Here is a 22,700-nt window from a genome sequence, read left to right on the forward strand (position 1 = left end):
AAATCATAGAGTAAGATTATTTATTCTATGAAACAGAATAAATAATCTTAATAGATAAATATCAGTATTTTCTGTTTTATTAGAATCTAGTAAATTCAATTGTTTACAAGCTATGAATATATATACTTTCGCTTTTATGTGTTTTGATGACAATTTTTATTTTTCTAGTATAAGAAACTGACAATCATGTTATCCAATTAGATTTATACTTCTTTTATCATATAAAGAAAACAGCCAATCATTTTGATTGACTGAATTACTTTAAGTATATTAAATATATGCACTCTAAAAAATCTTTTTGTTTTGCATATTTAAACTCTTTAGTATTTGTATTTTTTAGATACTTTTTTATTAATCAAATCTAATATTTGAAACTTTATTCCAATTAATCTCTCTTGAATAATCTTCTGGATGTGACAATTTAACTATATGTGTTGAATCATTATAATTATAATAAATTGTAGTAGTACCATTGATTGGGTTCTGCTTATATCCTTGATATACTGCACTTTTTGGAACCTTTTTTTCAACAAAATTATATGCAGATGAAGTGTCAATCGATTTTACTTCACTAGGAAATATTAGCATCCAAAAAGCTACAAATATAAAAATACATATACATGTAATACTATACCATTTAATCCATTTCATAGAATCCCTCCTATTTTACCAAAATATACTATTATTATTTCCATATATTTATAATATTTATGCATATGATAAAATTTTTTAAACATCCATATATAAGTATAGGAACTTTGGTTTTCTATGCTTTATTAAGATTAATAAGATATTTTTATAAATTAATAAATTTGTAAGATTTTATTAAAAGATTTTTAAAACTTAAAGCTTAATATAAATATAGTAGTTATATAGCTAAAACATAAATTTTGAAAGGAGATAAAATACAATTATGTGGATACTTTATTCATTTCTTTGCGCTATACTACCATGCTTGATATATCAAATAATTGTTATCAAAAGAAAAAACTTGAAATGTGAAAAGAATGTAGTAATACATTTAGTATGGGTATATATTTTTTTACTATATATTTACTTAGCACTTAGTAAAGCTGGTATTGGTAGCATCTGGCATATAGGAAGGTATAGAGAAATTATTAGATTTAATGAAATAAATCTAATACCATTTAGCTCAGTTGGTGCTTTAACATATATTTTAAATATAATTATGTTTATGCCTTTAGGATTTTTACTTCCTTTAATTTGGAAGGAATTTAGAAATATTATTAATGTGTCAATAACTGGATTAGGTTTCTCATTATCAATTGAATTTTGTCAATTATTTAATCTTAGAACTACAGATATTGACGATTTAATGATGAATACATTAGGAGCTATTTTAGGATATTTAATATGGATATGTGTAAATAAGTTATTTAATTTGATGAAGAAAAATACTATTTTAGCACCGATATGTAAAAATATCATTCAAGATGAAATTGCTATTACAATCGATGATGAAATAAATAAAAAAACTACCCCTCTTTATAAAAATGAAGCTATCATATATTTAATATTGACTGTTTTAGGAGAATTCTTGTTATTTAATTGGTCCTTAATATACTATTGAATAATCTAAATAAAAAAACAAAAATATTTCAATATTCATAAAGATGTAAAGCCTTCTTTTCTATATTCTATATAAGGAAAGAAGGCTTTCATTCTTAAACATAAAATACACATTCACTATTTAATTGGCATCTGAAATATTTTATTAATATTATATCTAACTTTGTTAGATGTTATATAATCATATTTTGTTCCATTCTCAATAAAACTTTGTATATTATCCAACACTTGTATAGCTCTTGCATTGCTTTCATAAGTTCCTATTTTTTTAGTATTAAGGTTTTCAAATACTACATAAATTCGACTATCATTTATTTTAATTTGATTAACTTGCATTAAATCAGTTTTATCTTGACTTCTAATTATTATCACATTAATTCCTCCATCTACTCAACTTATTTTAATTTATAAGAAACAATATCATATAATTTATTTCTAGTATATTTAAACATTTAAATTTATTGAAACATCAAACTATTTATACTATAGCATCGTTTTATACATTTGGTAATTTCATTGTTAAAATATTTATTTATATTTAAATAAAATGTATCTAGATAGTATATATTTATTACTTATTTATGTTCTATTTTCAGAATATCACCTCTTTATCAATTACCATTTGTATAATTCATATTATACATATACAAATGGTAATTTTCAATATATTTTATTATTTTAATCTTTTTTTTTTATATTTTTGGTAATTTTATTTTACTTTTTATAAAAATAACTTATAATTTCGGTAAGGAGTGATGTACATATGGAAAGTTTAGGAGATAGAATAGCAAATTTACGAAAAGAATTGGATATAAATCAAAAAGAACTTGCTACTAAAGTCGGTATAACTGAGGCGAGTTTATCACGTTATGAAAATAATTTACGAGAACCTAAAAGTGAAATTATAGTAAGATTGGCAAAAGAACTGAAAACATCCACTGATTATTTACTGGGTGTAAATGAAAGTACAAAGATGAGTAAAGAAGATAAATTAATCATAGAAAACTTATCAGTCAGTGAAAAAACAAAAAAACTATTAGAAAAAATATATTCACTTGAAAAAGAAGATAGAGAAGCTATAGAAAAAATGATTGATAATGCTTATCTAAAAAGATTTCTCAAAGAAGAGAATTAATTCTCTTCTTTTTCTTTATTCAAAACCTCAAGTAATAATTCATAAAAAGTAATATCTTCACTCAATAAATAATCTAATTTCATTCCTGTATCTTCAATTTTTTCTTTTCTTGTAACAGTAGTATTTGATTTTTCCACATACACCATCCCCCAGCAAACTTACGTTCTTAATGTTAGTCAGAAATTCCAACAATTTTTTAATAAAGTTTATGTATTTATATTTTATAAAATATGTTATAATCATCCAAAATTTTCCTAGATAATTATCTTAACTATATAATAATACTTTTATTCTACAGATGCAATAAAAAACTCGTAATAATAACAAAAAAATCTATTATTGTAGAATCTTGTATATTTTTTACATTTTTATATATTTTTTAAGATAATTTTTATTATAAAACTTTTTATAAATATATAAAATTTTTATATTCATTTAACTTATTGTAGTTTTTTAGATAGAATTTAACTTTTCTCTAATAGTCATTGTCTTTAAACTTTTACTTTGCATGTATTATTTATTATCTTTTTCAAGTTTCAACAAATATTCCTTTACCTTTATTCCTCCTAGATAACCTCTTAAACTGCCATTAGAACCTATTAGTCTATGACAAGGTATAAAGATAGAAATAGGATTTTTGCTATTTGCCATCCCTACTGCTCTGTATGCTTTAGGATTATTAATTATGTTTGCTAGTTCTATATAAGTCATTGTTTCTCCATATGGAATTTTACAAAGTTCATTCCAAACTTTTCTCATAAACTCACTTCCAGACAACTCTAAAGGTAAATCAAACTCTTTTCTATTTCCATCTAAATATTCTTTTAGTTGTTTATTTGCTTCTATTATAATTTTGGTTTCTTTGACTAAATATTCTTTAGAATCTAAGCTAGATGTGTCAAAAAACAGATTTGTAATACAACTATTTTTTTCTGCTATTCCTATTTTACCAATTTTAGTTTCATAATAAAAAATATTTTTCATTAGGTACAATATCCTTTCATATTCATTTATAACTTTAATTTTATTAATAATTTTACTCTTTTATATCATATATTTTATCAATCTTTATAAAAACTCAAAAACTTGAAATACTATACTTTCTATAAAGTATATTTATAAGTTATTCGTTATTATTTTTTAAGAGAATACTGCAAGCATCTCTATGTTCATGTCTATATTTAGTTGGAGATATATCATAATTCTTTTTAAATAAACGACTAAAATAATTTATACTATCAAAACCACATCTCATAGCAATTTCTGTCATATTTAAATCTGTTTGTTTTAAATAATATATAGCCTTATCAAGTCTTACTCCATTTATATAATCAGTTGTAGTCTTACCAGTTATTTGTTTGAATGTTCTACAAAAATGATGTGTGCTCAAATTCATATTGTCAGCAAGTTCTTTTAATGTGATTTTATCCATGTATTTTTCTTCTATCAAATCAAATACACTTTCAAATTTTTCTAAAGAATATTTTCTTTCTATAAATTCTTCTTCAGAAAAGATTTTGTCAACATGATTTCTTAACAAAAATACTATAAATTGATAAATATTAGCTTTTATAGATAACTCATATCCAATTTCTTTATTGTCATATTCATCAAGTATATCTTTAATATATTTTAAAATAAAAGAATCATTTTGAATTAAATTCTTAAATACAATACGATTTAGAGTTATTGGTGCTAAGTACTTAGTTTGTAACAAATCAACTTGATTACTAAAAAGAAAACTAGGTTCAATACGAATAGTATAAAATTTCAGATTATCTGATAGACTTTCTAAATAATGTAATTCATTACTATTTGCTATTGCAATATTTCCAGATACTACTTTAAAATTACTCAAGCCACATTCTAAGTATGCTATACCATCAACAAAATAATATATTTGTAGATGCTCATGCCAATGTCTTTTAAAATTTTCTCCCTTTTTAATATCCTCTTTTAAAAAAATATCTATGAAACTTTCTTGACTTTTTCTGTCAAAATATTTGTTTTTATCATTCATTATTTACCTCTTATCAAAATAGTGCTAATTATAAGCAATATCGTTGTTGTATTCATTATTTCATATCGATATTATATAAAATGTAATTATTATTGTAAACATTAAAATAATACTAGTCATTATAATAAGGAGGTAATAAAAATGACAAAATTTTTTAAAGAAAGTGAAAATAAAAAAAGTATAACAGTTTTATTTGTAGTTATTGCAATGACTTTTATGGCAACATTAGATTCTAGTATTATAAATGTAGCACTTCCTGTTCTTGCAAGTGAATTAAATGTCTCTCTATCATCCATTGAATGGATAGTAGCAAGTTATTCAATTATTATTTGTTCAACACTATTATTTTTCGGAAGACTTGGAGATATCATTGGTAAACCTAGAATATTTCAAGCAGGCACTATTCTTTTTACAACAGCTTCATTATTGTGTGGATTAAGTAATTCTTTAACTTTACTTATAATTTGCCGTTTTATTCAAGGAATAGGTGCTTCTGCTTACATGGCAAACAATCATGGAATCATTACAGAGTTATTTCCAAAGGAAAGTAGAGGTAAAGCTCTAGGAATTTTGGTTACTGCTGTTGCTATTGGCAATATGGTCGGACCATCTATAGGAGGATTTATTTTATCAATGTTTAATTGGAACTTTATATTCTTTATAAACATTCCAATAGGTATTATTGTAATATTTTTAAATACAAAATTTCTCCCAGACAGTAAAATAACTTCAGAAAAAATGGATAAGGCTGGTGCTATACTTCAATTCTTAGGAACAACATTATTTTTTAGTGCTCTAATTATTGCTCAACAAACGGGATTACTAAATCCATATATATTAATTACACTATTACTATCAATTATTTTTATTATATTATTTTTGATATTAGAAAAAAATCATCCTCAACCACTTCTTGACCTTGAAATTTTTAGAAACTTAAAATTTTCATTGAATTTAGTTTGTACTCTTACATCATTCATTTGTATTGCATCATCTAGTGTTTTAATTCCATTTTATTTACAAAATACTATGAAACTTTCCCCAATTCAAGCAGGTTTATTTATGATATTATCCCCTTTGATTTTAGCCATTTTTTCACCGATATTTGGGAATATATCAGATAAAATTAAGTCAGAAAAAATTATTTTAATTGGTCTTATTGTTATGAGCTTTGGATTTTTCTTAATGTCAAGATTAAAAGAGAGTTCTATCCTTATTTTATTCGTGATTTCTGTATCAATAATATCAATAGGACAATCTGTGTTTCAACCTGCCAATAATGCTTTGATAATGTCAAATTGTCCCAAAAGTAAGTTGGGAGTTGTCGGAAGTATAAATTCTCTTGTAAGAAATTTAGGTCAAGTTATAGGTATTACCATTTCTACAACACTTTTATATAATTTTATGAGTATTAAGGCTGGGTATAGGGTTAACGACTATATAATTGATAATGATAAAATATTTGTATTTGGAATGAGAAATGTTTATATTATTATTACACTTCTTTGCCTAATAGGGGCACTATTAATTGGCTTTTATTTATTTAAGTATAATAAAAATGAATAATAGTTTTTTACAATTATTTTAAAGTTATAAGTATCTTAGAACTATGAATATATCATGGAGAACTTATTAAAATACTGACTTTGAATCAGATTAGTTTTAATATATTGATTTAAAAGTATTTTTATTAGTTTGACAAAACATATATTTTATTATAGTTTATAAATCAAAAAGAAACAGGGTAAAATCTTTAACATAATTATACCCTGCTTCTTTTTTAATTATTTAACTAAAACTTCAATATTTTCATCTTTTCCATCTATAACTATAGTACATCCATCATATACTTCTCCAGCAATAAGTTTCTTTGCAATTACAGTTTCTAATGTATTTCCTATATATCTCTTAAGTGGTCTTGCTCCATATACAGGGTCATAACCCTCTCTCACCATAACATCTTTAGCTGAATCTGTAACCTCAATAGTAATATCTTTTTCTTTTAATCTATTTTTTAAATCTGTCATAAATATATCTATAATTTTCTTGATATTTTCTTGGTCTAGAGGCTTGAACATTATAATGTCATCTACTCTATTTAAAAACTCAGGTTTAAATCTGTGTTTCATTTCATTCATTACTAAGCTGTTAGTAGTCTCTGTTATATTTCCTCCTGCTTCTAATAGATAATTGCTTCCTATATTAGAAGTCATTATTATAAGAGTATTTTTGAAGTCCACAGTTTTACCCTTATTATCAGTAAGTCTACCATCATCCAATATTTGTAAAAACATATTAAATACATCCTCATGTGCTTTTTCTATCTCATCAAATAGTATTACAGAATAAGGAGCACGTCTAACTGCTTCTGTAAGTTGTCCTCCTTCCTCATATCCTACATATCCTGGAGGAGGTCCAACTAATCTCGATACAGCATGTTTTTCCATGTATTCAGACATATCAATTCTAATTATATTATCTTCACTATCAAATAAATTTCTAGCAAGAGTTTTTGCAAGCTCAGTTTTACCAACACCTGTAGGTCCTAAGAAAATAAATGAACCAATTGGCTTTCTTTCATCTTTTAGACCAGCTCTTGCACGTATTACTGCATTTGAAACCGCTGTAACTGCTTCATCTTGCCCTATAACCCTTTTGTGAAGCTCTTCTTCTAGTTTAAGTAATTTTTCTCTTTCACCTTCAACTAGTTTAGTTACTGGTATACCTGTCCATTTTGATACAATACTAGATATTTCTTCTTCAGTAACTTCTTCCTTTAAAAGTGAATTTTCAGAACCATCTTTCATACTTTCTTCATAGTTCTTTATTTGTTCTTCTAATTTAGGTATTTCACCATACTTAACCTCTGCTGCTTTATTGAAATCATATTCTCTCTCATATTTTTCAGCTTTACCTTTAGCTTCATCCAATCGAGATTTTAAGTTTTTAATATCTAATATTTGACTCTTTTCTTTTTCGTATTTAGCAGTCATTTCATCATTTTTAGATTTTAATTCCGCTATTTCCTTTTGAATATCATCCAATCTTGATTTACTCTTATCATCATTTTCTTTAAGTAATGCTTCTCTTTCAGTTTCTAGCATAAATAACTTTCTTCTTACAACATCCAATTCTGTTGGTAACGAATCTATTTCACTACGAATCATAGCTCCTGCTTCATCAATTAAATCAATTGCTTTGTCTGGTAAAAATCTATCTTGTATATATCTATGAGAAAGTTTTGCTGCTGCTACAATAGCATTATCATGTATTCTTACTCCATGGTGTATCTCAAATCTTTCTTTTAAACCTCTAAGTATAGATATTGTATCTTCAACAGTAGGTTCTTCTGCAATTACAGGCTGAAAACGTCTTTCAAGTGCCTTATCTTTTTCTATATATTTTCTATATTCATCAAAAGTAGTTGCACCAATACAATTTAATTCACCTCTTGCAAGCATAGGCTTAATAAGATTACCTGCATCCATTGAACCTTCTGTTTTACCAGCTCCAACTATAGTATGAATTTCATCTATAAATAATATAATCTTTCCATCAGAACTTTGAACTTCTTTTAAAACTGCCTTTAATCTTTCTTCAAATTCACCTCTATACTTTGCACCAGCAATTAATGCTCCCATATCAAGGGAAAATACAATTTTGTCTTTTAATCCTTCTGGTACATCGCCTCTTACAATTCGCTCTGCTAATCCTTCAACAATTGCAGTCTTACCTACACCTGGCTCACCAATTAATACAGGATTATTTTTAGTTCTTCTTGATAAAATTCTTATAATTCTTCTTATTTCTTCATCTCTTCCAATTACAGGGTCTAATTTATTTTTCTTAGCTAAATCTACTAAGTTTGTTCCATATCTAGCAAGTGCATCATATGTCCCTTCTGGGTCTTGTGTTTCTACTCTTTGGCTCCCTCTAACTTGTGATAAAACATTTAAAAAGTCATTTTTATTTATATTATATTGTTTTAATATTTTACCAACAATTGATTTTGATTCTGTTTCCATCATTGCAAGCATGACATGCTCTACACTTATATATGAATCTTTAAATTCTTTAGAAATACCCTCTGCCTTTATAAGTACTTCATTTATTTTTCTAGTAGCTGATACTCCTTGTGAGTCAGCGCCTTCTCCATATACTTTTGGAAGCTTATCCAGTTCAGAATTTACAGTATTTCTCAAAGAATCAATTGATATATTCATTTTTTCGATTATATTTGGTATTAATCCATCTTCTTGGTTAATAAGTGCTGAGAAAAGATGAATTACATCTACTTGTTGGTTGTGATTTTTTACTGCTTCATTATAAGCCTCATTTAAACTTTTTTGAACTCTTAAAGTCATTTTTTCTACGTCCATATAAATCCCTCCATTTTAATATTATATCCAAATAAATTAAATTCTCTCATTTATGATTATTGATTTCCTAAGCTCCAAAAGACTATCGAGTAAATTCTCATTTTTTTGCATGTCAAAACTTAACGTTAGATTAAAAGTTTCATCTGAATTAAAAAAATCAAATACTTCTTTTGATTTTGCCCTTAAGTATAAATCTTCATCTATAAGTCTTTTTTCACCAATTAATAAATATTGACATTTATCTATAAAACTCTTTCTAAAATCAATAGTATATAGATTTTCTAAAATATTATATTGATAAATAGCAATATTGTTAAACACTTTTAATATGTTTGAATTTACAAAATTGTAAATTTGATTATCGTTATACAGTGATATTTGTTCATATATATACTCCCTAAATAAAGGATGAATGTTTTGTTTAAGTTTTAAAGTGACTTCGGCTGGTATTTCAAAATAAAGCTTCCAGTACCTAGAATTATTTTTTTCTAATATAAAAGCTACTCTATTTAAACTAGCACGACTAATCTCTTTTAGTGTACAATCAAAATTGTAGTGTCTTAAACTAGTTTTTTCATTCTCAAATACATAATCAAACCACTGTAGAACATTTCTATCAAGTTTTAAACTCATATAAAAACCTTCTTCCTTATTTACTAACCTTACTAGGTCTTTTTATCTCATTATATTCTGCTAATAAACTTTCTTTATCAGCTCTACTACCTTTATAAGCTATATGTGGATTTATCATATACTCCCCATTTTTCACTCTCTGTAAAAAATCCATTTTTTTCAATTCTGTAAACAATGAAGATAAAGAAGTTTTTGGATATTCAAGTTCACAAGATAATTCATGTAGTGTTTTTCTAATCTTATTATTTTTATCCATAGAGTTTATTAATTTTAATGGAATTAAATCTCTTTTAGTATACATTCCTTCTACTACTTTAATATAATTCTTAAAGCAAATATTCATATATTTACTTTTATTCATAACTAAATCTTTACTCTCTGTATATTCCTGATTTAGGTCTTTTTTTAATGTCTTATCTAAATTAAATATCTCTTATCACTCTCCTTACCTCTAATTGATAATATAAATATATTACAAAAAAATATGTATGTCAAAAGTAAGAATGCAAGAAGTTTAGCTCTAGACTAAACTTTTGTTTACCTATAAGCTAAACTTTATTACGTTTTTAAATTAGCATTTCCAATTTATTGGTAACATTTTAGAACAATATTTATAAATTTTTTTTAAAATTTTAATACATCAAAAAAAACTAGTATCTTATAAAATACTTTTTTCAAATATATATATTTCAAATTCCTTTTTTTCTAAAAACAGTTGACATATTATATATATATTTATATAATGTATATATACTATATATACACTTTAAGGAGGTGTTTTGTTGAATATAGTTATTAGTAATTCAAGTGGAAAGCCAATATATGAACAAATTACTACACAAATTAAAAGTATGATTATAAGTGGAGAATTACCAGAAGGGTCAGCTCTTCCAAGTATGAGACTATTGGCAAAGGAACTTAGAATAAGCGTGATTACTACAAAACGAGCATATAGTGATTTAGAACGTGATGGATTTATTGAGACAGTTACTGGTAAAGGTAGCTTTGTATCTAGTAAAAACATGGATTTTGTGAAAGAAGAGCAATTTCGTTTAATTGAAGAGTATCTACAAAAAGCAGTTGATACAGCTAAAAGTAGTGGTATTACATATGACGAACTAAAAGATATTTTACTTTTATTATATAAGGGAGAATGATAATTATGGATGCAATAACTATAAAAAACTTAAATAAAACTTATAAAGATTTTAGTCTACAAAATGTATCTTTTTCAGTACCAAAAGGAAGCATAATGGGATTTGTAGGTGAAAATGGTGCAGGAAAAACTACTACATTAAAAGCAATTTTAAATTTAATTTCTTATGATAGTGGAAATATAGAAATATTTGGTCTTGATAACAAAAAAAATGAAAAAGAAATTAAAGAACAAATTGGTGTCGTATTTGAAGGAAGTAATTTTCATGAAAATTTAAATCTAGATAATGTATCAAAAATTATGAGTAAAATCTATAAAAATTGGAATCATGCATTATTCAAAGACTATTTAAAAAAGTTGAGAGTTCCAGAGAATAAGCTAATTAAGGAGTTTTCAAAGGGTAACAAAATGAAACTTAGTATTGCTGTAGCTTTATCACATAATCCAAAATTATTAATACTAGATGAAGCAACTAGTTCACTTGACCCTATTGTTCGTGAAGAAATATTGGATATATTTTTAGATTTTATACAAGATGAAGAGCACTCTATTATTTTATCTTCACATATTACAAGTGATTTAGATAAAATAGCAGACTATATTACATTTATACATAAAGGTAAAATAGTCTTTAGTGAAAATAAGGATGAATTAATTAATAATATGGGAATTTTAAAATGCAAACCTAGTGATTTTAATAATATTTCAAAAGAAGATTACTCATATTATCGTAAAAGCCAATTTGGATATGAAGTACTTCTTAATGATAAATATAGATTTATAGCAAAACATCCAAACTTTGTAGTTGATAATACGTCTATAGAAGAAATTATGTTATTTTATGTGAGAGGTGATAAATAATGAAAGGCTTAATTTTAAAAGATTTAATTAATTTAAAAGGAAATATAAAATTTCTACTTTTATTTGTAATTATGTTTGGGCTTATATCTTCTTTTGGAGGAGGAGATGCTAATAATCTTGTGGGTATTATTGTAGTCCTGTGTACAACAATGATTGTTTCAACATTCTCATATGATGATTTAAATAAATGGGATAGTTATGTACTTACAATGCCTATTAAGCGTAATGATATTGTACTAAGTAAATATTTGACTATGTTAATATTTAGCTTTGTAGGTGTATTGGTTTCACTTATACTTAGTATCATTATTGGTTATTTTAAACATAATTTTATATTAAGTGAAACTCTACTTATTAATGCATTAGTCTTATCTATTTCAATATGTTTTGGTAGTCTTATCTTACCACTTGTTTATAAATTTGGTACAGAAAAAGCTCGTGTATTAATGATTTTATGTTTTTTAGTTCCAACATTACTTTTATTAGTTTCTAAAAATATTCTAGAAACTATTAGTTCACCTCTTTCACTAGAAATTATATTTAATACACTATTATATTCTCTTCCATTTATTGCTATATTGCTATTTGTAATTTCATATTTTATATCATCAAAAATTTATAGCAAAAAAGAAATATAAAATATTTTATATGGGTTTTTATTTAAACTGTTTAAGTAAGATTTTATTAAAAATACTATCAATTTTGTTTTGATAGTATTTTATTTTTATGTCTTATATCTACTCGGTATTATATTTTGAATATTTATCTTTAATAATACTTTACTCTTTTATCAGTATATTCATTCAACATGATGTTCATATAAATTTAATTATTAATTACATTCTTGAATCTAAAAACAAGACTCTGTTTAAAAATAATTCTTATACACAGTAAATTAAATTATTTTAATACTTAATGCCAAAATTACTAAATTTATTAATCATTATTAATAGAATTAAAGCTCTATTTTATTTTTAAAAATTTTAATCTTGATAATATAAAGTTAAAAATAAATTTTCTTAATTTGACATCAGCATAAATGACTATTAGAATAATGTTAAACTAGAGTATTTCAATTGTTCTAGATAAAAAATGAAAATAAATAAAAGATTGTATAAGGAGACAATTCAAACACGGAATTAGAAATTACAGAAAAAGTAGAAAAGCAAGATGAGGATGTTATTTTTCAAGGATTATTATAATATAACCTTACTAATCTTGAAAATAAAAAAATACATATTTAGGAGGTACACATGCTAGGTCAAAAATGTATGAATTATCTGCAAACATTAGGAAAAATAAGTTCAACAACAAATGGTCTTACAAGACTTATATTAACTGATGAACATAAAAAATCTATTGATTTAATAAGTTCATGGATGAAAGATTTGAATCTTGATATTGAAATTGATGATATTGGAAATGTCATAGGTACATATAAATCTAATATTCCAAATGCCCCTACATTAGTAGTTGCATCTCATCAAGATAGTGTAAAATGTGGAGGTATATTTGATGGTATGCTAGGAATAATAGTCCCTTTAATTGGACTTGAAGAGTCAAAAAACAAGAATAAATCTTATCCTTTCAACATTAAGCTAGTTGCCTTCGCCGAAGAGGAAGGAACTAGATTTGAAACATCTTTAATGGGAAGTAAAGTTTTTGCTGGCACTTTTAAAGAGAATCTTCTTAAATCTGTTGATGAAAATGGAATTACACTTGAAGAAGCTGTAACAAAGTTTGGATTTAATACTAAAAACTTAATAAATTTACATCCTAGAAAAGATATAGATGCGTATTTAGAATTTCATATTGAACAAGGACCTGTCTTAGAAAATGAATCTCTTCCTGCTGGAATTGTATCAAGTATTACAGGATTTAAAAGTTTTAAGATATCAGTAAATGGTAAATCTGGACATGCTGGTACACTACCAATGGATATGAGATTTGATGCTGGATGTTGTGCTTGTGAATGTGTGTTAGCCATTGAAAATATAGCTAGAATGACTACTAATTTAGTTGCTACTGTTGGAAAGATGAATTTCTATCCATCTTCATCAAATGTAGTACCTGAAAGGGTTGAATTTACCCTTGATGTACGTTCTTGTTCTCAAGAAGTTCTTGATAGTTCAGTAGAAAAGATATTCAACGAAATATCTCATATATGTGAGGATAGAAAGCTTAATTATACAAGTGAACTTTCTTTTGAAAATGTTCCTGTACCATGTTCTGATAAAATAACTAAAACTATAGAAAAAAGTTTTATAGACTTAAATCTTAATCCTTTTTATATTTACAGTGGAGCTGGTCATGATGCTCAAGAAATGGACAATATAACTGATATTGGTATGGTATTTATAAGATGCGCTGGAGGAATAAGTCATAATCCTGACGAAAGTGTTTCTGTAGATGATTTAGATATTGCTGTAAAAATATTTTTAAAAATATTAGATAATCTCGATTTAAAATAATTTTATACCAGAAAAAATACACAATTAAAGCATATTATCATTACTTACCTTATGCTATATAATTGTATTATATTATCTATTATAAAAGCAGACTTTTATACTATTATATAACCAGTTTTGATATTTTATACCTAAGATAAATTTGTACATTAAGGAGATAATTTTTATGGATGAAAAATTAATTGGAATTTTAGCTGGAATGGGCCCAAGGTCAACTGCACCATTTGTGGATTTAGTTATTGATGAATGTCAATCACAATATGGAGCAAAATATGATGATGAGTTCCCAAAGATGATGATATATTCCTTACCTACGCCATTTTACATTGACTGTTCAATAAACCATGAACTTATGAAACAAACTATTATTGATGGTTTGCAAAAACTTGAATCAATTGGAGTAAATTTTATTGCTATGCCATGTAATTCAGCACATATATACTTTAAAGAATTAAAAGAATCAATTAATATACCACTGTTAAACATTGTAGAAGAAACCATTAAGAAACTTCCTACTGTCTCACAAAAAGTAACCCTTTTTTCAACTAAATCAACGTTTGAATCTACAATTTATCAAGATGGCATACTACATAATGGGCATGAGTTTATATTTAAAGATGAATGGCAGAAAAAATTAAATACTCTTATTCAAAATATAAAAACAGATAAAGGAAACCCATATAATATTGATATTTGGAATGAACTTATTGAAGATGTGAAAAAAGAATCTATTAAAAATATAATAATTGCTTGTACTGATTTAAATGTAGTTTTAGAAAAATCTCATTCTTCAATTAATATTATCGATTCATCAAAATGTTTAGCTGAAGCAGTTATCAATAAATATCTAAAACTAGCTAAATAAATTTTTAGATACTATATTTTAGAAAAGATACAAGTTGTTTGTTTAGTTAAAAAAATATAAACCTATAGTTTTATATTTTAGTTCTTTGATGATATAAAATTTAACTATATATTATAGTATTTTAATAGAAAAGGATACCAAGATTGGTATCCTTTTTAAATATTTTTCTATTTATTACATTTAAGATTATACTATTGAATAGTACCCATAGAATTAGATAACTCTTGTCCTGCTGTAACAAGATTAGATAATAATACATCAGCTACTGCATCATTAACTGAACTTATTATCCATTTGTTATCTTTTTTAGAACACTCAAACTCTACAGTTTTTGTTACATAAGTCTCTTTAACACTTTTTTGTTTTTCTTTCATAATTGATACTAGCATTTCAGTTGTTTTTTCATCAGTTAAGTCTTGTCCTGAAAAACTCATACCAAGCATCTTTGTAAATGCTTCAGCTACTATCTCTTTAAGTAATGGTGTTGAATCTACAAACTTACACTCTACTTTTACTGTCGCCTTATTATCTTTAATCTCACTATCTTTTATTGTATATGTGATTTTAGATGCATTCTGTTTTAGATAATCTAAAGCATACTGTGCATTTGGGTCTTTTGTATCTAGTTCTTTTAATACATCTTTATATTTTTCGTCATTATTCTCCATTACCTTATTCATGCCTTCAAAGTCAAACTTCTTTGCACTGTTAAAAAAACTATCGATTGTATCTTCTGGTTTTGCACTTGAACATGCTGTTAAAGATATTGCTAATAAAAAAGTTGTTAAAACTAATATGCTTTTTTTCATATCTCAAATCCTCCCTCTTAATTTGTTGATACATAAGTTATTTTAACATATAATAAGAGTTTTTGAATAATATATTTAGAATATTTATGCATTTTCCTTAAAATAAGGCTTAGGATAAAGGATATCTATACTAAACTGTTATTCATGTCTACATCAGTCATAGTAGAAACCATAACCGCTTTTATAGTATGCATTCTATTTTCAGCTTCTTCAAATACCTTTGAATATTTTGAATTAAATACCTCATCTGTAACCTCTAGCTCTGATAATCCAAATTTTTCATAAATTTCTTGAGCAACTTTAGTTTCTAAGTCATGGAATGCTGGAAGGCAGTGTAAAAATATAACATTTTCATTTTCAGTTTTCTTTATCATTTCCATATTTACTTGATAATCCTTAAGTTGATTTATTCTTGTTTCATATTGTTCTTCTTCTCCCATAGAAACCCATACATCTGTATATATAACATCTGCACCTTTTACATCATCAATATTCTCAGTCAATATTATATCTCCCTTAGATTTCTTAGCTATCTCCTTCATATCATTCACTAACTCTTCATTTGGCCAAAGTTCTTTAGGTGCAAGTGCTACAAAATGGATTCCCATTTTAGCACATCCTATCATTAATGAATTTCCCATATTATTTCTAGCATCACCAACATACACGAATTTGACTTTATTCAAATCCTTATCTACATTTTCAATCACTGTTAAAAAATCTGCAAGTATTTGCGTTGGATGATATTCATCTGTAAGTCCATTCCAAACAGGTACACCAGAATATTTAGCCAAGCTTTCAACTGTTTCCTGTTTAAAGCCTCTAAACTCTATTCCATCATAAAATCTGCCTAAGACTTTTGCTGTATCAGATACAGACTCTTTTTTTCCCATATGGCAATCATTAGGGCCTAGATAAGTTACATGTGCTCCTTCATCATGGGCAGCTACTTCAAATGAACATCTAGTTCTTGTTGACGTTTTCTCAAATAATAAAGCTATATTTTTCCCTTGTAGTAAATCTCCTTTTATGCCGACCTTTTTCTTAGTTTTTAAATAACTAGATAAAGTTAATAAGTATCTGATTTCCTCTTTTGTAAAATCCTTTAATGTTAAAAAACTCTTTCCCTTTAAGCTTATATTATTCATATTCATTCTCCCCTTTTTGTAAACTTTTTAAATTCAGTTAAATTTGCGAGTTATTTATTTTATATATCTTAATTCTTTATTTTAATTATTTTTTTTGAATATTTAGTTAATTTCTAGTAGTATGTCTTTTAAAATTTTAAGAGCCTCATCTATTTCTTTGTAACTGACTGTTAATGGTGGTAAAAATCTTAATACATTTTTACCAGCAGTCAAAATAAGCAACCCTTTTTTTCTAGCTTTCTCTTCTATAATGCTAGATTCAACACTAGTTTCAATTCCTATCATCAAACCAAGACCTTTTGTGTTTAGTACTACTTCACTATTAAAATCCTCAATAGATTTTCTTATATAAGCACCTTTTTCTGTTATATCATTATAAAAACCTTCTTTAGATATCTCATCTAATACAACTGTAGCTGCCACCATAGCCAATAAATTACCTCCAAAGGTTGTACCTTGGTCTCCTTTTCCTAGTACTTTTGAAAGCTTTTCATTTACTAGTACTCCACCTATTGGTATGCCTGCTCCTAATCCTTTTGCTACTGTAACTATGTCTGGTTTTACATCAAAGTATTCATATCCAAAAAGCTTACCAGTTCTTGCTATACCACATTGGACTTCATCAAAAATCAACACTATATCTTTTTCTTTGCATATTTTTGCTAGTTCTAAAACATAATCTTTTTCAAGTACATTAACTCCACCTTCACCTTGGATTGCTTCGAGTATTATTGCACAAACACTTGAATCTATGTTACTTTTTAAATCTTCAATATTATTTCTTTCTATATACTTAAAACCTTCAGGAAGTGGATAAAAGTACTTATGATATTTATCCATACCAGTTGCCATTAAAGACATCATTGTTCTACCATGAAAAGAGTCTTTTAAACTTATAATAGTTCCTCTACCTTCACCATATTTATCACTACTATACTTTCTTGCTATTTTAAATGCTGTCTCATTTGCCTCTGTTCCAGAATTACAAAAATATACTTTATCCATTCCACTTATATTAATTATTTTCTCTCCAGCATATAATACTGGTTCATTAAAATATAGATTTGAAGTATGAAGTAGTTTATCCACTTGTTCTTTTAAAGCATTTTTTAGACTGTTATTACTATATCCAAGAGAAGATACTCCATATCCACTTGTAAAATCTATATACTTATTACCATCAATATCAAAAAAGCAACTTCCTTTACCATAATCTATAACAAAATTAGGTTGATTATATGTATCTATAAAATATTCATTCCATTTTGAGATTGTACTGTTCTTATTCATTCTTATCATCCCCTCTTAAATTCATAATTTTCTTATATATTATTTTCGTTTCTATTCATTTTCTTTTCTTATTAATGTTCCTATACCACTATCAGTAAATAACTCTGTTATTATAGAATGAGGAACTCTTCCATCCAAAATATGCACTCTATTTACTCCATTATTTAAGGCATCTACACAACCACGTATTTTAGGTATCATACCTCCAGTAATTATTCCTTCTGCAAATAATTTATCAACATTCTCTAATATAACTTCTGTTATTAATGATTTTTCTTCATCTGGATCTCTTAATAAGCCAGGTACATCTGTAAGAAGTATCAATTTATCTGCATTTAATTCCTTGGCTATAGCAGAAGCTGCTGTATCTCCATTTATATTATAAGTTTCGCCATCCTCTCCAACACCTATAGTGGCAATTACTGAAATATAACCTGACTTTAAACAAGATTCTATAAGCTCCACATTTACTTTTTTGATTTCACCTACAAATCCTAGTTCATAATTTTTATATGGGTCGCATAAAAGCATATTATTATCTATTCCACAAAGACCCACTGCTTTTCCACCTTTCGTATGTATTTTATTCACTAAGTCTTTATTTACTTTACCAGCAAGCACCATTTTTACAATTTCCATAGTCTCTTCATCTGTATATCTAAGTCCATTTACAAATTTACTTTCTATATCTACTTTTGCGAGCAACTTATTAATTTCTGCCCCTCCACCATGTACTAGAACTATATTGATTCCAACATAACTCATTAGTACAAGGTCTTCCATAACAGATTCTTTTAGACCATCTTTTTTCATTGCACTTCCACCATACTTAACCACAATAGTCTTACCTTGATGTTTTTCTATATAAGGTAAAGCTTCTATAAGTGTATTTGCTTTTTCTATATTAATCATTAAAATATTTCCTCCTAATTTCTATAGCTTCCATTTATTCTTACATAATCATAGCTTAAGTCACATCCCCATGCATTTCCTCGAGCATTTCCCATATTTAAATTTACTAATATACTTATTTCATCATCTTCAAGAATTTTTTTTGCTTTTTCTTCATTAAAATCTAATCCATTTCCATTTTTACATACTTCAATATATCCCTTCATACTCTCAAAAATAATATCCACTTTTTCCATATCTATATCTTCACCTGCATATCCTAAAGCACACAGTATTCTTCCCCAGTTTGCATCAGCTCCAAATACAGCTGTCTTTACTAGTGAAGAAGATATAACTGTTTTTGCTAATTTTACTGCATGTTCTTCACTTAATGCTCCATTTATATAACATTCAATTAATTTTGTGCATCCTTCTCCATCTTTGGCAACTAATTTAGCAAGTTCTATACAAACATATGTAAGTGCACTCAAGAATACTTGATAATGTTCATCCTTTTTACTCATCTTCTCATTCTTTGCTTTTCCATTTGCTAGAATCATTACCATATCATTAGTACTTGTGTCTCCATCTACACTAACTCTATTGAAACTTTTATCAACAGCCACCTTCAAAGCTTCTTTTAGCAAAACTCCATCAATATTTGCATCAGTAGTTATAAATCCTAAAGTTGTAGCCATATTAGGGTGTATCATACCTGAACCTTTTGCCATACCTCCAATAGTTATCTTTTTATCCCCATACATTATTGCTACTGCTATTTCTTTTTTTATAATGTCAGTCGTCATAATTGCTTCTCTTGCTCCAATATGACCTTGCTTGCTTAGATTATTCACTAATTCATCCATATTTTCTTCTATTAAGTCTATATTTAATGGCTTTCCTATAACACCTGTAGATGCAACTAAAACATCATTTTCCTTAATATTTAATTTATCACTAGTGAATTTAGCCATTTTATAAGCATTTATAAGTCCTTCTTTTCCATTAAATGTGTTAGCATTGGCACTGTTTACTATAATAGCCTGTGCTTTTCCATTTTTAATATGTTCCTGTGTTACATAAACAGGATTTCCTTTTACCTTATTTTGAGTAACTACCGCTGCTGCATCACATAAAACATCTGAATAAACCAAGGCTAAATCTCTTTTTTCTTTATTTTTTCTCAAGCCACAGTGAATTCCAGAAGCAAAGAATCCTTCTGAAACTGTAACTCCACCCTTTATAATTTCCATCTTTATCCTCCTACCTATATGAGTTTAGTATTTTTTATTCCTAAAATGATGGTGCTATATTTTTTAAACCTGTAGTTTCATCAATACCGAACATTATATTCATATTCTGTATAGCTTGCCCTGCTGCTCCCTTAATCATATTGTCTATAGCTGAGCAAATTATCAATGTATCTCCATTTTCATGTAATGATATTGCACATTTATTTGATAACTTAACATTCTTTAAAGAGGCTACTTTTCCCAATGGAAGAACTTCTATAAATTCTTTATATTCATAATAATCAGTCAATTTTTCATATATCTGATTTATAGAGATATTATCCTCTTTTGCACAATATATAGTTGATAATATCCCTCTATTTACTGGAATTAGATTCGGTGTAAAAACTACATTTATTTTTTCTTTATATGCTTCACTTAAATTTTGTTCTATCTCTGGAGTATGTCTATGTTTGCCTATTTTATATGCAGTTATATTTTCATTAACCTCAGTAAAATGGCTACTAAATGACAATTCTCTACCAGCCCCTGTAAGACCTGATTTAGAGTCAATGATTATATTATTGCATTTTATTAACTTAGAACTCAATAATGGTATTAATGGTAAAGAAATACTAGTAGGATAACATCCTGGATTTGCAATTATATCTGCATCTTTTATATCATCCTCATATATTTCACTTAATCCATAAACAGCTTTTTTATGTAAAGTCTCATCTATAAATGATACTCCATACCACTTGCTATATATTTCTTCATCTTTTATTCTAAAATCAGCACCTAAATCTATAACTTTCTTTTTAGATTCAATTGCTTTTATTGCAAACTTTTCACTAACCCCATGTGGGAGAGCAGTGAACACAACATCACACATATCAATAACTTTTTCGTTTTCTATACATATCATGCTATTTTTATAGCCTATACTCGGGTATAGTTCAACTATATCTTTTCCTACATACGAATTTGAACCTATTGCTGTCACTTCAACTTTATCATGGTTTATTAATAATCTTAGTAATTCTACTCCCACATATCCAGTTGCGCCAATAATCCCAGCTTTTATTTTACTCATTTTATTCCCTCCATTTTATATTAAAGCAATATTAGAATTCTATTTTTATTTCTTATCATATAATAATCATTTGATAATACATAGATTAAAACCTTCTAACTAAAATAAAAGCCCCTTAGTATTATAAATACTAAGAGGCGAATTTCCGCGGTACCACTCTTATTGGTAAAATTATAACAATCTCTACAAATCAAATTAAAAAGTATCTGCAAATGAATTCTTAAAATTAAAAAAGCCTCTTGGTCAAAGACCAAGAGACGAATATACACCCGCGTTACCACTCTAATTGATAAGATAATCTTACCCACTCTAATCTCTTAAGGCGAGACTCACCAATTACCATACTATTAATTCTGGTAATCTTCTCCAAAGCTCTATTCACAATAAAATTCATTACTAGGCTTCCACCATCCCCAGCTCTCTATCAATTATTTTTATGCTACTCTCTTTTTCATAGAATTTCAATTTATTTTCTTATTGTTTTATATGATAGTTTATTTTTTTAACTTTGTCAATATAATTTATAAAATTTTGGATTTTTTTTCTATATGCTTAATTTCCACCATTTTGTATTCGAATTTCGATACAATTTAAATCCACATCGTAATAAAACATTTTGTGAAGCGATATTTTCAATATCAGTTTCAGCTATTACAAAAGATACATTTGGTTGATTTAATCCCCAGTCACATATTTTTTCAACTGCTTCTGTCATATATCCTTTTTTTCTGTAATTATCACCTAAACCATAACCAATCTCAATTTCACCATGAAAATTTGGTACATCTTTAAAATCAACTAGGCCTATAACTTTACGATTTTCATTTAACATAATAAACCAAAATGTATAAAATAATATATTTTTTTTATCTTTATTAGCAATATTTATTTGTCCTTTTACAATATCATAGAAAAATCCAGTTACTGGTTGTGCACAATAAGTACAATTTAATTCTCCTTCTAATTTTGAGTTATCGAAAATCCAAAGCTCAAGTTGACGAAGTGATAGTGGAATTAAAGTTAATCTTTTTGTTTTTAATATCATTTTTTCTCCTTTTTAAGAGAAAGATTATAATTGTTATCAAAAAAACACCTAAACAGATACAATAACAATCCTTCTATTA

At 26.5% G+C, this 22,700-nt stretch carries 23 protein-coding genes and 1 other annotated feature; of the genes, 8 read left to right on the forward strand and 15 right to left on the reverse strand.

The features are described 5' to 3' along the window. Positions 1–351 precede the first annotated feature (351 nt). Positions 352–651: a hypothetical protein gene (locus KGF38_RS16410; RefSeq protein WP_054270467.1), complete on the reverse strand. Its 300-nt coding sequence runs from the start codon at positions 649–651 to the stop codon at positions 352–354. Positions 652–913: 262 nt separating this feature from the next. On the opposite strand from KGF38_RS16410, the gene KGF38_RS16415 reads away from it, so the two are divergent. After that, the gene (locus tag KGF38_RS16415) at positions 914–1,591 is read left to right on the forward strand and encodes a VanZ family protein (protein ID WP_207713509.1); all 678 of its coding nucleotides are present in this window, start codon (positions 914–916) and stop codon (positions 1,589–1,591) included. Positions 1,592–1,707: 116 nt separating this feature from the next. On the opposite strand, the gene KGF38_RS16420 is transcribed toward KGF38_RS16415, so the two are convergent. After that, positions 1,708–1,962, reverse strand: a complete 255-nt coding sequence (locus KGF38_RS16420) for a hypothetical protein (RefSeq protein ID WP_054270469.1) — start codon at positions 1,960–1,962, stop codon at positions 1,708–1,710. Between the two features lie 391 nt (positions 1,963–2,353). On the opposite strand from KGF38_RS16420, the gene KGF38_RS16425 reads away from it, so the two are divergent. After that, positions 2,354–2,725, forward strand: a complete 372-nt coding sequence (locus tag KGF38_RS16425) for a helix-turn-helix domain-containing protein (protein ID WP_054270470.1) — start codon at positions 2,354–2,356, stop codon at positions 2,723–2,725. On the opposite strand, the gene KGF38_RS16430 is transcribed toward KGF38_RS16425, so the two are convergent. From KGF38_RS16430 to KGF38_RS16440, 3 genes are all read right to left on the reverse strand, one after another. After that, positions 2,722–2,862, reverse strand: coding sequence for a hypothetical protein (locus KGF38_RS16430; RefSeq protein WP_065388392.1), 141 nt, complete (start codon positions 2,860–2,862; stop codon positions 2,722–2,724). The genes KGF38_RS16425 and KGF38_RS16430 overlap by 4 nt on opposite strands. Before the next feature lie 376 nt (positions 2,863–3,238). Further along, a complete protein-coding gene (locus tag KGF38_RS16435; protein ID WP_054270472.1) occupies positions 3,239–3,709 on the reverse strand; it encodes a methylated-DNA--[protein]-cysteine S-methyltransferase in 471 nt (156 codons plus the stop codon). A gap of 139 nt (positions 3,710–3,848) precedes the next feature. Next, positions 3,849–4,745, reverse strand: a complete 897-nt coding sequence (locus tag KGF38_RS16440) for an AraC family transcriptional regulator (protein ID WP_074178208.1) — start codon at positions 4,743–4,745, stop codon at positions 3,849–3,851. A 141-nt stretch (positions 4,746–4,886) separates the two neighbouring features. On the opposite strand from KGF38_RS16440, the gene KGF38_RS16445 reads away from it, so the two are divergent. Next, positions 4,887–6,311, forward strand: a complete 1,425-nt coding sequence (locus tag KGF38_RS16445; protein WP_074178209.1) for an MFS transporter — start codon at positions 4,887–4,889, stop codon at positions 6,309–6,311. A 218-nt stretch (positions 6,312–6,529) separates the two neighbouring features. Here the strand turns inward: KGF38_RS16445 and clpB are convergent, their stop codons facing one another. Genes clpB through KGF38_RS16460 form a run of 3 tightly spaced genes read right to left on the reverse strand, consistent with a single transcriptional unit; the run spans position 6,530 to position 10,118 of the window. Further along, positions 6,530–9,124 (reverse strand): ATP-dependent chaperone ClpB, encoded by a 2,595-nt coding sequence (clpB, locus tag KGF38_RS16450; protein WP_074178210.1) that lies wholly within the window; start codon positions 9,122–9,124, stop codon positions 6,530–6,532. A 36-nt stretch (positions 9,125–9,160) separates the two neighbouring features. Then, positions 9,161–9,757, reverse strand: coding sequence for a hypothetical protein (locus KGF38_RS16455; protein WP_054270476.1), 597 nt, complete (start codon positions 9,755–9,757; stop codon positions 9,161–9,163). A gap of 16 nt (positions 9,758–9,773) precedes the next feature. After that, positions 9,774–10,118, reverse strand: a complete 345-nt coding sequence (locus KGF38_RS16460; protein WP_054270477.1) for a replication/maintenance protein RepL — start codon at positions 10,116–10,118, stop codon at positions 9,774–9,776. Positions 10,119–10,539: 421 nt separating this feature from the next. Between KGF38_RS16460 and KGF38_RS16465 the strand changes: the two genes are divergently transcribed. The 5 genes from KGF38_RS16465 (at position 10,540) to KGF38_RS16485 (ending at position 15,110) form a co-directional block, all read left to right on the forward strand. Beyond that, a complete protein-coding gene (locus KGF38_RS16465; protein ID WP_021384840.1) occupies positions 10,540–10,914 on the forward strand; it encodes a GntR family transcriptional regulator in 375 nt (124 codons plus the stop codon). Next, positions 10,911–11,774, forward strand: a complete 864-nt coding sequence (locus KGF38_RS16470) for an ABC transporter ATP-binding protein (RefSeq protein ID WP_074178211.1) — start codon at positions 10,911–10,913, stop codon at positions 11,772–11,774. The genes KGF38_RS16465 and KGF38_RS16470 overlap by 4 nt, the downstream gene beginning before the upstream one ends. Continuing rightward, on the forward strand, positions 11,774–12,412 hold the full coding sequence (locus tag KGF38_RS16475; protein WP_054270479.1) for an ABC-2 transporter permease: 639 nt from the start codon (positions 11,774–11,776) through the stop codon (positions 12,410–12,412). Before KGF38_RS16470 ends, KGF38_RS16475 begins: the two co-directional genes overlap by 1 nt. A 615-nt stretch (positions 12,413–13,027) precedes the next feature. Then, positions 13,028–14,245, forward strand: a complete 1,218-nt coding sequence (locus tag KGF38_RS16480; protein WP_074178212.1) for a M20 family metallo-hydrolase — start codon at positions 13,028–13,030, stop codon at positions 14,243–14,245. Between the two features lie 166 nt (positions 14,246–14,411). Beyond that, on the forward strand, positions 14,412–15,110 hold the full coding sequence (locus KGF38_RS16485; protein ID WP_074178213.1) for an aspartate/glutamate racemase family protein: 699 nt from the start codon (positions 14,412–14,414) through the stop codon (positions 15,108–15,110). Positions 15,111–15,301: 191 nt separating this feature from the next. Here KGF38_RS16485 and KGF38_RS16490 read toward each other — a convergent pair whose 3' ends face one another. The 7 genes from KGF38_RS16490 to KGF38_RS16520 all read right to left on the reverse strand — a co-directional run bounded on the left by KGF38_RS16490 (position 15,302) and on the right by KGF38_RS16520 (position 22,621). Beyond that, complete coding sequence (locus KGF38_RS16490) at positions 15,302–15,919, reverse strand: DUF4878 domain-containing protein (RefSeq protein WP_074178214.1); 618 nt, start codon at positions 15,917–15,919, stop codon at positions 15,302–15,304. 125 nt (positions 15,920–16,044) lie between these two features. Then, positions 16,045–17,067, reverse strand: coding sequence for an ornithine carbamoyltransferase (gene argF, locus KGF38_RS16495; protein ID WP_074178215.1), 1,023 nt, complete (start codon positions 17,065–17,067; stop codon positions 16,045–16,047). A gap of 102 nt (positions 17,068–17,169) precedes the next feature. Continuing rightward, on the reverse strand, positions 17,170–18,357 hold the full coding sequence (locus KGF38_RS16500; protein WP_054270483.1) for an aspartate aminotransferase family protein: 1,188 nt from the start codon (positions 18,355–18,357) through the stop codon (positions 17,170–17,172). A 51-nt stretch (positions 18,358–18,408) separates the two neighbouring features. Then, the gene (gene argB / locus KGF38_RS16505; protein ID WP_074178216.1) at positions 18,409–19,269 is read right to left on the reverse strand and encodes an acetylglutamate kinase; all 861 of its coding nucleotides are present in this window, start codon (positions 19,267–19,269) and stop codon (positions 18,409–18,411) included. Positions 19,270–19,283: 14 nt separating this feature from the next. After that, positions 19,284–20,501, reverse strand: a complete 1,218-nt coding sequence (gene argJ / locus KGF38_RS16510; RefSeq protein WP_074178217.1) for a bifunctional glutamate N-acetyltransferase/amino-acid acetyltransferase ArgJ — start codon at positions 20,499–20,501, stop codon at positions 19,284–19,286. A 40-nt stretch (positions 20,502–20,541) separates the two neighbouring features. Then, a complete protein-coding gene (argC, locus tag KGF38_RS16515) occupies positions 20,542–21,576 on the reverse strand; it encodes an N-acetyl-gamma-glutamyl-phosphate reductase (RefSeq protein WP_054270486.1) in 1,035 nt (344 codons plus the stop codon). Positions 21,577–21,826: 250 nt separating this feature from the next. Continuing rightward, positions 21,827–22,040: a binding site (T-box leader), on the reverse strand. An 80-nt stretch (positions 22,041–22,120) separates the two neighbouring features. After that, a complete protein-coding gene (locus tag KGF38_RS16520) occupies positions 22,121–22,621 on the reverse strand; it encodes a GNAT family N-acetyltransferase (protein ID WP_054270487.1) in 501 nt (166 codons plus the stop codon). Positions 22,622–22,700 lie beyond the last annotated feature (79 nt).

It is taken from the genome of Clostridioides sp. ZZV14-6387, assembly GCF_020657835.1.
Lineage (GTDB): Bacteria > Bacillota > Clostridia > Peptostreptococcales > Peptostreptococcaceae > Clostridioides > Clostridioides difficile_A.